The following is a 1,500-nucleotide window of genomic DNA, read 5'->3' on the forward strand; positions in this document are numbered from 1 at the left end:
AAACTATTCATTAACTCCATATCTTCGCGATATGATTCAGGTCTTGGTGATGTTGAATCATCCCAATAACGATTCAAAATACAGCCATTTGGCATTTTTACGACCCGTTTGAATTCACTATTATCAGCGGACAGTGATTCATTTCCCTGCATCCAAAACTGATATTCTGTTTCAATTGCTTGGAGATGTTGAGCTAAAAACAGCTTTGAATTGTCTTGAAAGGGAAGTAATAGTTCTAACATCAACCCTAAAATAGGAGGTTGAGAGCGGGATAAATAATAGCTGCGGTTGCCATTAGGTATACAACCATATCTTTTCTGCAGGTCGACGAAATTAGTGAACATAGATTCGACAATATCAACCTTGTTTGCTTCTATTAACCCTAATGCGGTGAAGTAACTATCCCAGTAATATATTTCTCTAAAACGACCGCCAGGTACGATATATTTTCCATTCAAAGGCAATAGCGAACCAGGGATTTGCTTATCTGCTGCTTTTTCAAGTTTGCCCCATAAGGTATCTATATATTTATCAATATCAGCAGAAGGATTATTTATGACGATGCTTTGATATTCTGGTAGTTCGAAATAATTGGCTATAAATTGCAGTAATTCAGCTTTAGATAAGTTGCTACTGATTTTATTGAATTCATTTAGAATATCGTTCATGGCAATGCGTGGAATCGCATCTGCAAACGTTTTACTGTCGGTAAAAATATGACTTATTTGTACCGTTTTAAATAAATCACTTTCAAAAAACATCAAGCTTTGTCTAGCTTGATTGGTTGAATCATAGATCTGTTCCATGAAAAAGGCCTTTTCGTTACGACTTATTGACAGAGCTTTTCTGAGTCTCTTGCTTAAAAAAGTACAGGCTGATGATTAACAGCACCATTGGGATAAGGGCAAGATAGAAAGCATTCTTTCCTCCAACTTCTTGAAAAAAATAACCAGTAATAAGCGAGCCTGTCGTGCCGCCAAAAGCAGAGAAAACAACAATCAACCCCGTCATCGGAGCGTGTTTGTGACGCGCTAAACTGCTCAGCATTACTGAGTTCAACACGGGGTATATAGGAGCCATCATTAAGCCGATAAGTGGCAATAAATAAGCGACAAGTGGAGCATCAACGATAGATTTTATTTCTTCACCAGAACTTGCTCCAGTTAGGGGCAGTAAAAATACGATGATTAACGCCATACCGATGAGACAGATATTTAGAAATAAATGCCAATTGATGAACTTTAGAATTTGCCCCGCGAGTAAACGTCCAATGGCGAGTGATGCTGCAAAAATACTCGCCATTTGTACACTGATATGACTCGGTAGGTTAATGACTTCATTGTAAAATGTGGGTAACCAAGAGCCTATGCCTTGTTCAATAAGCACATATAAAAACACGGACATAACAAAAATGAGTACCAAAGGTTTTATGCTCATTTTGATCATGTCGACAAACCCATCCACAATACTGGGTGGTGTGTCTTGTTGTGACGGTTTGGT

2 protein-coding genes are annotated in these 1,500 nt (G+C 38.1%); both read right to left on the bottom strand.

Going from position 1 to position 1,500, the window contains the following annotated elements:
- On the bottom strand, positions 1–806 hold an 806-nt coding region (locus tag CXF78_RS00180), incomplete at its 3' end, for a trehalase family glycosidase (RefSeq protein WP_308302227.1).
- Positions 807–822: 16 nt separating this feature from the next.
- Positions 823–1,500, bottom strand: a 678-nt coding sequence (locus tag CXF78_RS00185) for an MFS transporter (RefSeq protein ID WP_145991269.1), incomplete at its 5' end; no start/stop codon positions are given.

It is taken from the genome of Shewanella sp. 11B5 (genome assembly GCF_002836795.1).
GTDB lineage: Bacteria > Pseudomonadota > Gammaproteobacteria > Enterobacterales > Shewanellaceae > Shewanella > Shewanella frigidimarina.